11 protein-coding genes are annotated in these 13,289 nt (G+C 52.4%); 7 read left to right on the top strand and 4 right to left on the bottom strand.

The genetic code is table 11. The annotated features are described in order from the left end of the window. Nucleotides 1–254: 254 nt before the first annotated feature. The 5 genes from ONV78_RS13750 (at nucleotide 255) to ONV78_RS13730 (ending at nucleotide 6,614) form a co-directional block, all read left to right on the top strand. Complete coding sequence (locus ONV78_RS13750) at nucleotides 255–2,909, top strand: ABC transporter substrate-binding protein (protein ID WP_279503836.1); 2,655 nt, start codon at nucleotides 255–257, stop codon at nucleotides 2,907–2,909. Nucleotides 2,910–3,605: 696 nt separating this feature from the next. Then, entirely contained in the window at nucleotides 3,606–4,094 is a 489-nt protein-coding gene (locus ONV78_RS13745; RefSeq protein WP_011394613.1) for a type VI secretion system tube protein Hcp, read from the top strand. A 675-nt stretch (nucleotides 4,095–4,769) separates the two neighbouring features. Continuing rightward, the gene (locus ONV78_RS13740; protein WP_127968225.1) at nucleotides 4,770–5,021 is read left to right on the top strand and encodes a DUF2282 domain-containing protein; all 252 of its coding nucleotides are present in this window, start codon (nucleotides 4,770–4,772) and stop codon (nucleotides 5,019–5,021) included. Next, a complete protein-coding gene (locus ONV78_RS13735; protein WP_279503828.1) occupies nucleotides 5,018–5,872 on the top strand; it encodes a DUF692 domain-containing protein in 855 nt (284 codons plus the stop codon). Before ONV78_RS13740 ends, ONV78_RS13735 begins: the two co-directional genes overlap by 4 nt. Next, nucleotides 5,859–6,614, top strand: coding sequence for a DNA-binding domain-containing protein (locus ONV78_RS13730; protein WP_216738841.1), 756 nt, complete (start codon nucleotides 5,859–5,861; stop codon nucleotides 6,612–6,614). The genes ONV78_RS13735 and ONV78_RS13730 overlap by 14 nt, the downstream gene beginning before the upstream one ends. Nucleotides 6,615–6,666: 52 nt before the next feature. Here ONV78_RS13730 and ONV78_RS13725 read toward each other — a convergent pair whose 3' ends face one another. The 3 genes from ONV78_RS13725 to ONV78_RS13715 all read right to left on the bottom strand — a co-directional run bounded on the left by ONV78_RS13725 (nucleotide 6,667) and on the right by ONV78_RS13715 (nucleotide 10,138). Continuing rightward, nucleotides 6,667–7,119: a DoxX family protein gene (locus ONV78_RS13725; protein WP_127968222.1), complete on the bottom strand. Its 453-nt coding sequence runs from the start codon at nucleotides 7,117–7,119 to the stop codon at nucleotides 6,667–6,669. Between the two features lie 78 nt (nucleotides 7,120–7,197). Further along, entirely contained in the window at nucleotides 7,198–9,267 is a 2,070-nt protein-coding gene (locus ONV78_RS13720) for a sensor domain-containing diguanylate cyclase (RefSeq protein ID WP_279503826.1), read from the bottom strand. 115 nt (nucleotides 9,268–9,382) lie between these two features. Then, the gene (locus ONV78_RS13715) at nucleotides 9,383–10,138 is read right to left on the bottom strand and encodes an ankyrin repeat domain-containing protein (protein WP_279503824.1); all 756 of its coding nucleotides are present in this window, start codon (nucleotides 10,136–10,138) and stop codon (nucleotides 9,383–9,385) included. A 144-nt stretch (nucleotides 10,139–10,282) separates the two neighbouring features. Between ONV78_RS13715 and ONV78_RS13710 the strand changes: the two genes are divergently transcribed. Beyond that, nucleotides 10,283–10,570, top strand: coding sequence for a SelT/SelW/SelH family protein (locus ONV78_RS13710; RefSeq protein ID WP_279503823.1), 288 nt, complete (start codon nucleotides 10,283–10,285; stop codon nucleotides 10,568–10,570). Nucleotides 10,571–10,686: 116 nt separating this feature from the next. Further along, complete coding sequence (locus ONV78_RS13705) at nucleotides 10,687–12,939, top strand: ATP-dependent helicase (protein ID WP_279503822.1); 2,253 nt, start codon at nucleotides 10,687–10,689, stop codon at nucleotides 12,937–12,939. A 6-nt stretch (nucleotides 12,940–12,945) separates the two neighbouring features. Here ONV78_RS13705 and ONV78_RS13700 read toward each other — a convergent pair whose 3' ends face one another. Further along, a complete protein-coding gene (locus ONV78_RS13700; RefSeq protein ID WP_216738845.1) occupies nucleotides 12,946–13,257 on the bottom strand; it encodes a DUF2007 domain-containing protein in 312 nt (103 codons plus the stop codon). Nucleotides 13,258–13,289 lie beyond the last annotated feature (32 nt).

The following is a 13,289-nucleotide window of genomic DNA, read 5'->3' as shown; positions in this document are numbered from 1 at the left end:
CCATGGGCTCTCGCACCTCACCCGAATAGCCTAGACCATACTCACTAAATAAATATGAGAGAATATCAGGCAAGATAAAAACTGATCAAAGTTGAATCGACTTTGAACAGATTCCGGCCACACACTTAGGCCCGGCAGTTGGAATCCAAAACCATCCTTCAGTCTCCGCGGAATCTTCCGGCGTCAACGCGCCCACCCCGCTTTTGTCCGGATGGGAGACAGAATAATTTGTCCAGATCTGAATAGGGACGTTGATGACGGCTATTGCAAAGTTCACAACAGACACTCCGGCGCCCGCCTCGTTCGAGGACGCCGCGAGCTATAACGCGGCCGACTCAATGATCGGCCGCGTGCTTAAAGGCATGTACCGCCTGGAATATCTCCTGGCCGATGGCGGCATGAGCCGGGTTTATGTCGCCCGTCAGTTGTCGCTGGACCGGCTGGTCGTCGTCAAAGTATTGCGCTCTGGCGCTCCGAATGTGGGCTATATCCAGCTCTTCTATCGCGAAGCCCGCATCGCGAGTCAGCTAAATCACCCCAATGTCATGCAGGTATTCGACTTCGGCGCCACCGAAGACAATATGCTGTATCTGGTGGCGGAGTTTCTGCAAGGAGAAGTCCTGTCCGACCTCATGGAAAAGCACGGGAACGGACTGCCGCTGGAAAATGTCGTCTGGCTTATCGAACAGATGGCCGCAGGTCTGCAGGCGGCGCATCAGCTCAATATTGTCCATCGTGATCTCAAGCCCGGCAACATCATGGTAGCCAAGGTATCGGGCAATCATTCCGTCGCCAAGCTGCTCGACTTCGGCATCAGCAAACCCCTGGAAGAGCAGGATCTGCAATACACCCAAATGGGCCTGGTGGTGGGTACGCCGGGCTATCTCGCCCCAGAACAGATCGACAGCTCAAAAGACATCGACGGACGTGCGGATATCTATGCGCTCGGCGCCGTCCTTTATTACTGCATCACGGGCGAGCGTCCTTTCAATGGCGAGACGCATCACCACATCATGGCGCAACAGCGCAAATACCTGCCGCAGCCCTTAAGTGATAAAGAGCTGGCTGACCCGCGCAATAAAATACTGGAGCCTGTGCTCACCAAAGCCATGGCGATTGACCCTGCGGATCGCTACGAAAACTGCCTTGATATGGTCCGCGACCTGCAATTGCGGGCGCGAAACGCCGTACGCAACAGCAATGATCACGGCCTGAAGCTGGTCAACCTGACCACTTACGCGTTTGTCTTTGCAGGCGAACTGGCGGAAGGCGTCGAACGCGCCGTCGTCCTGAAAAAACTGAAGACCAAGTTTTCCATCAGTGACGCCGGCCTGAAAAAAATGTTCAGCGGTAAGCGTATTATCGTTCGCAAGAACCTGAATCTAAGTCAGGCGAAGAAGTTTCAATCAGCCTTTAAAGCCGCCGGCGCCATCGGCCATGTAGAAGATATGAACCCGGCGACACTGGTTGACCCCGCTCATTCAAGAGAAGAGCGCGCCTTCAGTCAGCCTATTGAAGTAGACTCAACCACACTGACCAAGTCGCTTCATCTCACTCGTAATGGAACATCCGGCACAACCAGCCAGTCTCATTCCGGTATTGCAACGCAATTGCCCCAGGCGCACGAGTCTAAGAAGCGCAAGGCATTCCGTATCCCCGCCGCAGTTAAATACTTTTTTGCTGGGGCCGCCATTGTCATGGGCTTGTTATCAGCCAGCCTGTTATCGCCAAAAGTACGCTACCAGCTGTCCGATCTGAACGCAGGGCTTAATGGTTGGTCCGCGCCACGGGGTGTGAACGAGAATGAGATTCGCATAGGCATGAGCGCCCCAATAGGTGAAGATGGCCAAGCGCAAGGCAGTTCCGCCAGACGCGGAGTGCAGGCCCGTTTTGAAGAACTCAACGCCAACGGCGGCATACATGGGCGTATGCTGACATTACAGGCCTTCGACGACGCGAATCAGCCGCTGAAGTCCCGTATCAACATGCAAACGCTGCTATCACAGAACGGCTCATTCGCTCTTATTGGCAATATTGGCGCACCGGAAGTCCTCCTCCCGGCGATTATGGAGCAACAGACGCTGGTGATCGGCGTGCAATCCGGCGCGGCTGCGCTACGCCGCAATCCCCCTGATCGTTACGTTTTTAATTTCCGGGTTGGATATGCAGATGAAACCTTCGCTATCGTGCGCCACTTTGTGGATATTCAGGAAGTTGAACCCAGCCGAATCGCCGTACTTTATGAAGACACCGCCTCCGGACGTGACGGGCTTGCTGGAATGGAGCGGGCTCTCGCTTTCTATAATGTGCACGCACGGGATATTCCGCAGTTCACCTACCAGCCCTATATAGAGCAAATCGAAGGTCCTGCCCGCCTTTTTCTCCAAGAGCAAAGTGAAATTCAGGCCCTGGTCGTTATCGGCAACTATGCCGCCACAGCGAGAACAATTAATCGCATCCGCAAAGCAGGTTGGGAAGGACGAATCGCCGTTGTATCCTCCGCCAGCACTGATGCGCTGGCGCAAGACTTAAAAAGTCTGGAAGCGCCGCACACAGCCGGACTTATCGCAACCCAGGCAACCCCTCCAGTGCATTCGTATGCAACCGGTGTCCTGCGCCACCGTCAGGCTATGCAGCGCTACTTCCCAAATCACAAACCTGACGCGCAATCCCTTGAAGGCTATCTGGCCGCATCACTATTTACCGAAGCCTTACAGCGGGCTGGTCGCAACTTTAATACGGAAACAATGGTCTCCACACTGGAAAGCCTGAGAGATATTGACCTCGGGATTGGAGAGTTGATTTCTTTCAGTTCCATTGATCATCAGGCCAGCGAAAACGTCTGGGCTCTTCAGCTCAACAAGTCCGGCGCTTTCGAACCGCTCACGTTGACCTCGAGAAGCTGGTGACGACCAGTCTTCTCGAATAAGCCTCTCTCCCTCAATCAATTCCATTCGCGAATAATTTCGTTTTCTTCCGTTACCTGCTTCCTACATTTATTTTCCTTACGCCCATAGCGAACAAAATATATACAGACCATTCATCGCGCCGGCAAAATCCAACTTAAATTCATTGTTAACACCACCCAGATAAAACAATAGGATTATGCCTTTTGATTAGTTTTATTTTAGTTACAACCCCTCTTACGAAAGCGCATAAAAATAATTTCAATTAATAATACTCAGAGTGAATAACTGGAATTTATATCAGGACAAATTAAATAGTGTCAGAGTGATTTAAAAAATGGGGACAGAGTGAAGATACAGGCATATAAGTAATTTAAGGACATCATTACACTCTCAACAAAATAAATAGGGTCAGAGTGAACTGAATTTGGTCAAAATAAAGCCATCAGAGTGGAGTAAAAGTCGTACTCCCTTTACAATTAAATAGTGTCAGAGTCGATTTAAGTTATTAAAAAATAAGGATTTTACGTATTGCCACCCTTTACCCTCTTCTCTATTATGCTGTCTCAACGGGATGCCGCAGGCCTCTGAAAAAAATTTACTTTTTCATGAAATTTTTTGACGGCATTTCCAATTGATAGACGCTTTATATAATGTCGATCACAAAACATTCGTAAACTACAGAATAGGGAATACACCATGGCTATTTACATGAACTACGACGGTCTGAAAGTTAAAGGCAACGTAACTGCTGAAGGCTACAAAGACTGGATTCGTCTGGACAGCTTCCAATTCGGCGTTGGTCGCCACATCACTATGGAAGCAGGCCATATGTCCAACCGCGAAGCTACTCGTCCTAGCATCAGCGAAATCTCCGTTTCCAAGCTGATGGACAGCGCTTCTTCCGGTCTGTTCAAAGAGTCTTTGACTGGTACTGCTGGCGTTAAAGTTGTGGTCGACATCGTTCGCACCCAAGCTGACAAAATCGAAAAATACGTTTCCTACGAAATGGAAGACGTAATGATCAGCAGCTACAGCGTTTCCGCTGGCGCAGAGTCCGCTCCTAGCGAGTCAGTATCTCTGAGCTTCTCTAAAGTGACCATGTCTTACACTGCTTCTGACAAGAAGCACGCTGGCAAAACTCCAGAGCGCGTTGGTTACGACCTGGAAGCTGGCAAAAAACTGTAATAGTTTTTTCGCTAACCAGCAGAAAGTGCGGATGGGCTTCGGCCCCTCCGCATTTTTATTTGTCAGCCCAAAGCCGCTTCCCTCTTATTATTTCCTCACCAATATCCTCTCTTTATAAGCCTAAGTCATAGGCAGTTCAGACAGAACGCACTCGTCCATGTTCCTGATGTAAATCCGGGAAATCTCCCTACAATCTCAAGTTTTATTAACCGTTTAGATTCCGGCGGTTAGGACTCAGACTTTAAGTTGGAGGGGAAATATGGATTGGGAGATAGACTCTATCATGCAGGAGGCTGAGCACAGCTCAGGCTTAAAGGTCGCATTTAAACTCACTGGTGGCGAGCTCAGCCAGATAACGCCATTCAACGTGCCAACCAGCATGGACCCGACCACACTGTGCGCGCTTATACGATCCGCCCGTGAAACCATTCTAGCCCGCCAACACGTCAGGCCCTATAATTCCCGATACCCAGCCCAGAATTCGTCGCAGCCGCCTCGAACAGAAGTGAAGGTTATACGCCGTCGAAAACTGCTGGTTAAGGAAAGTTAATCAAAGAATTGGCTTCGTTGCAGAAGTGTTGTGAACTTTTTTCTTCGCAGCAGGTCAAAATTGCCAGCACCAAACATTCAGTGCATTGCAATTTATCAAACTAAATCAGTTAAAGGATAAAGTAGATGAAAGCTAAAAATACTGCCGCAGCCACCGCTATCGCAGCCGTTCTTGCTCTGGGCGTTGCAGGTTCCGCAAACGCAGCCAAACCAGGTTTCGAAAAATGCGCAGGCGTCGTAAAAGCAGGCATGAATGATTGCGCCGCAGGCAGCCATGGTTGTGCAGGCCAGTCTACAGCAGACAATGCATCTGATGAGTGGATCTATGTTCCCGCCGGTACTTGCGAAAAACTGTCAGGCGGCAAAGTTAAGTCATGATTCCAATGCCGCTTTGGCGGCAGGCGACTGGGCCGATTTCCGGAGCGGGAATCGGCCTCCGCTCTTGCCACTTCGGTCATATCCTCGAAAAACGCCCTTCTCTTCCCTGGTTCGAAGCCCTCACCGACAACTACCTGACTGCTGGCGGCGTAGCCAAAAAGCGCCTGCTTGATATAGCCTCTATCTACCCTGTCGCATTACACGGTGTCGGAATGTCTTTGGGCGGCACAGAGCCGTTAGATAAGGACTATTTACGCAAACTCCAAACCTTGAGCCGTGAGTTACGCCCGGCCTGGATCTCAGAACATCTTTGTTGGACCTCTGTCCACGGCGTCGATTTGCATGAGCTCATGCCGCTGCCATATACGGAGGAAACCATACGCCATGTCGCTGAACGCATAAAAATCGCGCAGGATACTTTTGAGACCCGGATTCTGCTGGAAAACGTGTCCAGTTATCTCACTTATGACAGCTCTTGCATGAGCGAGTGGGATTTTCTGCGTCAGATTGCAGAAGAAGCGGATTGCCTGCTGTTACTCGACATCAATAATATCTACGTCAGCGCCATCAATCATGAATTTGACCCGCGCACTTATATCGACGCGATTCCTGCACAGCGTGTAGCTGAATACCATTTGGCGGGGTTCGAAGACAAGAAGACCCACCTCCTTGATACCCACGGAGCCCCGGTGGACCAGCGCGTCTGGGATTTGTATGAATACGCCCTGAGAACCATTGGCGCAAGGCCGACTCTTATTGAGCGGGATAATGATATTCCCGGCTTTGAAGAAGTCGCCGCCGAGGCCGCAATCGCTCAGCGCATGTTGGAGGAAGTAGATGTCGCTGCGTGATTTACAACTCAGTATGCTCGCGGAGATTCGCCAGCAAGGCGAGTGCTTGCAGGTCAAGGACAAAACCAGCTTGAACGCACGCACCTGTGTGGATATCTATCGCGACAGTTTACGGGAAACCCATGTCCGCGCTTTGCAGACTATGTTTCCAGTCTGCCAGGAACTGTTAGGAGAAGAGTGCTTCCGCGCGACGAGTCGCCGCTATTTTGCAGAAGTTCCCTCTAAAGAAAACTCCTTCACAGAGTTTGGCGCCGCATTTGTCGCCTTTCTCGCTGATTTTACGCCTCTTCAACATATCGAATTTCTTACTGATGTAGCCAAGCTGGAGTTGCTGATCCATATTGCGGAAGAAGCAGACGATCATGTCAGTGATGATTGGGCGCAGTTCAATGACTACTGCGCTCAAGGTCTTCCGCTACAGTTTCGCCTGCCTGCAAACGCCACGCTTTTGCAATGCGCTTACCCGGCGCATGAAATATGGGCTGCGCATCAACCCGGTGGAGATCTTGCCTCCGTCGAGTTATCTGAGGACAACTTTTACTTGATGGTCTGGCGTCCGGAATGGAGCGCCAGAATAGATCCTTTGGACGCGCCCACTTTCCGTTTTCTGCTGTTCATCGAGGAACTCTCTGACTTTGAAGAGGTGTGTGAGCGGTTCGCCGAAAACTTCCCGGAAGCCGACTTGGGCAGCCTACTACAACAATGCATACAAGCAGGATTTATCGCCGGATATATTCCTTAAGCATTAAAAAAGGGAGCTAGTACAGCTCCCTTTTTTCGGTCAGTTATTGGAATCAGGCGGTCGGCAAATAACGTTTACGTAGCCAATGATCCGCAGACAGTAAACCAGGACCGTAAGCGACAATCACAGATAGCAGCCCGCCCCAGAACAACAGCTCTTTCACTCCCACTGCACCAATTAACTCAGCCGCAGAGTAGATACCGACGATACTCAACGCCAACAAGCCAGCCGCGCCGACACGGGCGCCCAAGCCCACCACCAACAGAACAGAGCAGATCAGCTCAACCGCCGTAGAGGAATAAGCGGCGAAAGCGGGAGAAACAACAGGAACGGAGTACTCATACTCAAACAACGCCAATGTGGTGCTCCAGCTCTTTATCTTGGTCATTCCGGACATGAAATAGATTTTCGCCAGGTAAATCCGGATGGCCAGCAAATAAACTGGCTGCAACATCTCCACTGCCTTGATTCCCCATTGAAAAGGCATGATTAGCGCGTTCGGCATTGTTATTTCCTCTAGATATATTGAATTGCACAGTTAGACCGGGCTGCTCGCCGAAGGTTCCCTGAGTATTACAAATGATCACGAATATTGCTTTTCCTGGTACATCCTGCTGTCCGCCACGTTCAACAATGTATCCAGGCAAACGCCGTCTCCTGGATAGGCGGCGTACCCGATGCTGACGTCCAGGTTACAGCTGACGTTTTTGATATGAATAGGACCACGCAGGCTGTGTTTGGTCTTATGGATAATGCCGTGGAGCTGATCTTTGGAACAGTGCCCATTCAACAGAACGACAAACTCGTCGCCACCAATTCTCGCCACCGTATCCGACTCGCGAAAGCTTTCCCGCAAGCGCTGCGCCACCGCCACCAAAACCGCATCGCCGACATCATGTCCGTATTGATCATTGATCGGCTTGAACTTGTCCAGATCACAATACAGAACCACAATTTCGTTCGCGCATCGTCTGGCCATATGTTCCGCTTTGGTGAACAGCTCATCCAACAGGCGCCGATTGGCGAGACCAGTCAGATCATCATGGTTCGCCATTTCTTTGAAGCGGGACTCCGCCTCTTTCAGCTGGGTGACGTCGATCACCGATCCCAGAATGGAGGTGCGCCCATCCCGGTGGGTAATGGGACGGCTGGTGTAATTGAAATAGCAGAGTGAACCGTCTTTACGAATGGTGCGCAGGCAGCCATGAAAAGGTTGATTGATCTTCAAGGCGCGCTCCGTCGCATTACGCAGCTCATCCCGATCCGAGGGATGGATAAAGCTCATAAAAGCTTCAACGCTGAGGCTTCTAGCTTCAAAAGGCAATCCAACCATAGAGCAAAACTCCGCGTTGCAGCATACGCTCCATTGTTCAGGCAGATACTCAAAAGAGCCTAGTTGGGCGATCGCCTGCACCAGACTGAGCTGCGTGTTTTTCTCCTCCAGTTGTTCCGTACGCTCCTTTACTTTGGACTCAAGATCCACATTGATTTTCATGACTTCACGTTGGGTTCTCACCCGCATACGCAAACTGACGATCAGCAGCATAACCAACAACGCGAGAAAGCCGACAACCAGCACAACACCCCAAAACAACGTCTTGTGCTGCTGATACAAGGTCACCGGTCGAAACAGCAACACGCTGTCCGCCGGCAACTCATCCTCTCCAATATCAAACCGCAGCATCTCACGATAATCAAACACGTAGCGGTTTGGGCTATCGGTTACGACCGGGATATCACCCACCGTTTCGCCCCTGAGCGCCCTCAGTCCGATATCGGCGGCGACACGCGCCTGTTCAAAATGAGAGACGACTTTCCCTCCCAGAATGCCTTGGCCGATACCATGCATCCATAAATGAAACAAAGGCGCTTTCAGATGATCGCGGATCAAAGACAGGCTTTTCTGAAACTCAAGGGTTGCGCCATTCTTGTCCCGGAACAGAGAGATCAGAAGCACAGGCTCATTGGTGGGTATTCCGCGCAGCTCCGCATAAAGCTCACCAAAACTCAGTTGCTCCAATGACAGCACCCGAAAGTTGCGGTCCTGACTTCTCGTCATGAAGTGAATGAAACTACCAAGATCGTTGCGCCCGGTGGTCGTCGCGTCCGTAATCACGGTAATCGGCGCCTTAGGGCCATATAAGCGCCGCATCAACTGCACTGTGTCGTCCATTGAAATAGCCTCAACAACGCCAGTCACCCCACTTCTTCCGCTGAGACTAGCGGCGAGACGTTCGTCATTGACGCCGAAAAAGACGATTGGCGTCGCGGCGAAGAGTTCCGCTTGTCGCTCCAGAGCAAAGTGAAGCGCATTATCATCGCCCACAATCAATAGCTCATAGGAAGGCAGCGCTTGTAACTTTCCCTTCAATAATTCGTAAAAGCGTTGATAGTGCACGGGACTGCTGAGGCGCTTGCTGTCCATGAACTCGATATCGAGCTCAATGTTCTGCCCGTCGAAGGCGCTGTTAAGCCCCCTGACCTGCTCAGAAAACGTGGGGAATTGTGGATGATACGAGCTGATGAACAACACGCGACGGGTTGCATCATGAATACCAGGGGTTATCGCAGACACTCCGTTGCACGCCAGCATCACGCAAAGGAAGCCGACGGCGACGAACACCCCCAGACTTCGTCCAGGAGATACGCACATAAACCTGATCCCGACCAACACCGCAGCGCATTGAAATGGGCGAACGCCACGCTGATTGTTATTTTCTGCGCCCTTTATCAGTCTAGGACGCAGTTCGATTTTTATCCAACCTCAGCTAGGAGCGGGCGCCAGACTGCAACAACAGCATTTGCAGGTCCTGTAAACCTTTGCGTTGCGCCGTACTCAACGCGGAGTCGCCAGTGGCGTTGCGATAGTTAACGTCAACGCCGGCGTCTACCAAGAGCTGCGCCATCAATAGAGAGTTCTGCTCCACCACATACATCAACAGAGACCGTCCCGCATAGACGACATTGACGTCAGCGCCTGCTTTTATCAGCGCCTTGGCGGTGGATAGGTGGCCATTTTGCACCGCCAGCGCCAGCGCTGTGGCGCCATTCGCCATCGGGTAATCCAGCTTGGCGCCGGCCGCCGCCAGCACCTTTACGCCAGTGGCGTCGCCCCTCTCAGCCAAGTAGTGCAAGGGTGACGGCGCACCTGCGCGGAGCCCCACATTAGGATCTGCGCCTGCTCGCAGCAATGCGATCACCGCTTCCGTATCGCCATTTTGAGCTGCGACATCCAAAGCGGAACCCACTGGGGCCACGACATTCACTGGACTGCCCGAGGCCAGCAAACTGCGCAGACGCCCTTGGTCGCCCTGCTGTGTCGCCACAATGACTTCGGTCGGCTGTTCCGCCGTTAACACCGCCGTTTGCTGTTGGGACGGGTGTGAACTGCAGGCGCTTACCACAACGCTGATCGACAGCGCGCACAGCATTTTCGACAATAGCGTCCAAGAAATTTCAACGCCCATCCTGCAGGCGAAAAGAAGAGAAAATAGGGGGAGTTGACGGTATCGAATGCAAAGCATGTTTGTTTCCTATGCCGCTGCTTATGTCTTAATTATTATTCGCGTTGGAAATAAAGGCGCTCGACGATGCTTACCGCACTCCACCGTCGTCTCACCTGCAATTTATAATAGGGAAAAACTTATGCGGAATATGCGGACCACACCATGAAACCCAAAATATCCATACGTTACTGCCCTCTGTGCGGCTGGCTGCTGCGATCCGCCTGGATGGCGCAGGAGTTGCTGACGACATTTACCGACGAACTTGAAGAAGTCGCCCTGGTTCCCGCCGGCAAAGGCGAATTCAAAATACTCTGTGACGCAGAGACTATCTGGGATCGCAGTGTGCATGGCGGCTTTCCTGATGTCGCGACACTAAAACAGATTGTCCGAGACGCCGCCTGCCCCGATAAGTCACTGGGCCATATAGACAAATCCCGCAACAGCGGATAATCCCACTCCCCACGTCTGAAATTAGGCTGGAGGCCAACCTCTCCTGTGGTTAAACTTAGGCCCCTCGATCAGGGGCCTATGAGCCCGGTCTCTCCAACCATCACTATCAGGCGAGCATGCAGTTAACCGAAGAGCAGCAGCGGATCATCCAGTCCGGCTTTGAGCACAGCGTTATCACCGCCGTCGCCGGCAGCGGCAAAACAACCACTCTCGCTCACCGAATCCATCATCTGATGGACCAGGGACATGATCCGCGCCGTATTCTGATATTGATGTTCAACCGCGCAGCCAAAGAAGACTTCGAGCGCAAGCTGCGCGAAGTTGCGGGCGCGCATTACCGCGAACTGCCGGAAGTCCGCACTTACCACGCCATGGGATTACGCCTGTATCAGCGCTTCATCCGCGAAGGTGTGCTACCGGCGTTTGTAGGGCAAGTGCTGTCGGATCAGGAGATTCACTTCCAGCTCTGGCAATTGCTGCGTCGGCACGCACCCGAATCGCACCAGGACAGCGTCAAGCGCAATAAGAAAGAGTTCATTGAGCTGGCTTCTCGTCTGCTGGATATGAGCAAAACGTCGCTGCTGCCACTGCAGACCGTCTTCGAACAATTGGAATATCGCAAAGAACTCGCGTTTCTCATTGAAGTCGTCAACGGCTTTGAAGCCTGGCGCAAGTCGCATGCGCGCATCAGTTTCGCCGACATGCTTTACGAGCCGGTCAAATGTCTGCAGGAGTCCCCGGATCTGGTAAAACTGGTCGCGGACAAAATGGATGTGATCCTGGTGGACGAATATCAGGACACCAACGAGATCCAGCACTTACTGCTGCGTTATATCGCCGGTAAACGCGCCCGGGTGACCGTTGTAGGCGATCCTGATCAAACCATCTACGAGTTTCGCGGTGCGCAACCGGAGTTCATTCTCAATCGCTTCGCGGAGGAGTTTGAAAGCCCTCGTGAATTCACTCTTTCGTATACCTTTCGCTACGGCCATAAAGTCGCCTTGCTCGCCAATCACCTGATTACTCACAATCATGGACGCAAGGATGTTCTATGTCGCTCCCACACAGGGACGCCCGCCACGGAGGTCAACGTACTGCAGGGCGGCGATGAAACCCGCCAACTGGTGCTGCAATTAGGGCGACAGCTTAACAGCGGCTGCGAGCCGGAAGAGATCGCCATTTTATTCAGAGTCTGGTCCCAGGCCGTGCCCATTGAGTTGGCTCTTCTGGCCCACCGCATTCCCTATCGTATTGACGGAGACAAAGGCGCTCTGGCGAATCGCGAAGTCATGCACATCCAATACGTGCTGGAAATGGCGTCGGGACGGCTGAGTATGCTGGAGGAAAACAAGCGCGCGGAGGTGCTCGCCGGACTGCTGCGCTTCCCCCATGTCGGATTGAAAGACGACACCCTGCGCGAGCTGGCGCATATACTGGCGCAACACGACGCGCATTGGGGCGATCAGCTGTTGGAATGGATTCCTGACTCGCTCCACGCCCTGCAAAAACGCAAGTTGAAGCGCACCGCTCAAGCCTGGAGCCTCCTGCCGAAAATGAAAGGTTCCGCCGCGGATATCGTGCGCTTTTATATTGACGATACGGAGTTGTTCAAGACCCTTGAGGAGCTTGCCCTCACCCATGAAACCGCTGACGAGCGCATTAATAACGTGCTCGGCATTGAGCATTACCTCGCCACGTTGAACCTGCCGTCGTTGGAGACGCTACAGCATTTCGATGAATTGCGGCGTCTGGCGGGAGCGCAGAAGCAGCAAGGCGGCGTCACCTTATCCACCATGCATCGCACTAAAGGTCTGGAGTGGCCTGTGGTGATGATCATCGGGCTGAACGAACAATATCTTCCCTACAGCATGCGCGGCGGCGAAGACATCGTTGACCACCTGCAAGCGGAACGGCGTCTGCTGTATGTGGCCATGACCCGAGCCAAAGAAGCCCTGTATCTGTTCACTCCAACCCTGAACGGCAAGGCCGCGCTCAGCAAGGATGACAAACCCAGCCGCTTTGTTAAAGAAGCCAGCATTGACGTTTCCACGACCGTGGGCGCGTTTCTGGATCAGCGCAAGCAATCTAAGACCCAAGATTCAGGCCATTACGAATCGACGCAACGACTGACGCCCATCGCCACCCGTTATCTCGAATGGCACGACGTTAATTATGAACAACCAGCGCAGACCGCCGCAAAGGAGCCTGAGCAGATCTGGTCAGGTGATCGGGTGCGCCACAGCATTCTGGGCGAGGGTGAAGTCATCGCCGATCTCGACGACGCCTTTCAGGTGGAGTTTGAGGATGGTCGCAGAATGAATTTCAGCAAGAAAAGCGCCCATCTGTATTTCAGCTCTCTGGGCGGGTGATGCGAATTACATCAACCAAAACGCAGTGACTAATCCGGTGATGAAGCCGAATAAAAAGATGCCAATCCACCCGGTAAATTGACTGGCCGGCGTGTGCGCGTCTTGCACTTGGGAGTTTTCCCAATCTCGCAGAATTGAACGGGCCTGCTCGTAATCCACGTCATTAACGGAAATCCTCACCAACCCCGCCGCCGGCAATTCTCCCATTCCACCCTGCAGGAACTCGCCGTCGATAAATCCCGTAACGCCGGATTGCTCCAGCACGCCTTTAATCATGTGAGCTTCCAAGACGTTGGCGGCTTCATAGACCTGACGCACACGCTTCTCCTTTCATCGCCAAAAATCGTCAG

This window comes from Hahella sp. CR1 (assembly GCF_029813005.1).
Classification (GTDB): domain Bacteria; phylum Pseudomonadota; class Gammaproteobacteria; order Pseudomonadales; family Oleiphilaceae; genus Hahella.
This window is presented reverse-complemented; position numbering and strand designations above follow the sequence as displayed.

What these genes read in the sequence shown, in the direction of transcription:
- ONV78_RS13735 (WP_279503828.1), top strand. Translation starts at nt 5,018, where the DNA reads ATGATTCCAATGCCGCTTTGGCGGCAGGCGACTGGGCCGATTTCCGGA.
- ONV78_RS13740 (WP_127968225.1), top strand. Translation starts at nt 4,770, where the DNA reads ATGAAAGCTAAAAATACTGCCGCAGCCACCGCTATCGCAGCCGTTCTT.
- ONV78_RS13725 (WP_127968222.1), bottom strand. Translation starts at nt 7,119, where the DNA reads ATGCCGAACGCGCTAATCATGCCTTTTCAATGGGGAATCAAGGCAGTG.
- ONV78_RS13710 (WP_279503823.1), top strand. Translation starts at nt 10,283, where the DNA reads ATGAAACCCAAAATATCCATACGTTACTGCCCTCTGTGCGGCTGGCTG.
- ONV78_RS13705 (WP_279503822.1), top strand. Translation starts at nt 10,687, where the DNA reads ATGCAGTTAACCGAAGAGCAGCAGCGGATCATCCAGTCCGGCTTTGAG.
- ONV78_RS13745 (WP_011394613.1), top strand. Translation starts at nt 3,606, where the DNA reads ATGGCTATTTACATGAACTACGACGGTCTGAAAGTTAAAGGCAACGTA.
- ONV78_RS13715 (WP_279503824.1), bottom strand. Translation starts at nt 10,138, where the DNA reads ATGCTTTGCATTCGATACCGTCAACTCCCCCTATTTTCTCTTCTTTTC.
- ONV78_RS13750 (WP_279503836.1), top strand. Translation starts at nt 255, where the DNA reads ATGACGGCTATTGCAAAGTTCACAACAGACACTCCGGCGCCCGCCTCG.
- ONV78_RS13720 (WP_279503826.1), bottom strand. Translation starts at nt 9,267, where the DNA reads ATGTGCGTATCTCCTGGACGAAGTCTGGGGGTGTTCGTCGCCGTCGGC.
- ONV78_RS13730 (WP_216738841.1), top strand. Translation starts at nt 5,859, where the DNA reads ATGTCGCTGCGTGATTTACAACTCAGTATGCTCGCGGAGATTCGCCAG.